Source organism: Cobetia sp. SIMBA_158 (genome assembly GCF_046566945.1).
Classification (GTDB): domain Bacteria; phylum Pseudomonadota; class Gammaproteobacteria; order Pseudomonadales; family Halomonadaceae; genus Cobetia; species Cobetia amphilecti.
The window spans coordinates 1-356 of the sequence record NZ_JAWJYL010000125.1; the positions used below are offsets into that span (position 1 = coordinate 1).

The 356-nt window shown below is 45.8% G+C and carries 1 pseudogene; it reads left to right on the forward strand.

Annotation, left to right across the window (positions count from 1 at the left end):
• A pseudogene (locus R2R70_RS19270) lies at window positions 1-356 on the forward strand (hypothetical protein); the annotation flags it as partial.

Consider the following 356-nt stretch of genomic DNA (forward strand, 5'->3'; position numbering starts at 1 on the left):
TTTTGAACAAGACAAAAACCGTTTTCGTATGGTCTGGGGTCTGGCGCTGGTCATATTAGCGCTACTGATTAGCCGCGCTTATTATATTCAGGTTGCCAACGCACAGTTTTATCAAGACAAAGGCAATGAGCTCATTACCAGTGAGCGAACTCAAAAATCTTATCGCGGTATGATTACCGATCGTAATAATCTACCGCTTGCGGTCAGTGCACCGCTCGCGACGGTTTCATTCAGTCCGCATGATTATTCGCGTGAATATTACGAGCTAAAGCGCATTATCATCACCAACCCTAGCAGTCCCCAATTACAGGCACGTATGCAAAAGCGTCTGGATAATATGGACCTGACCAAGCTAG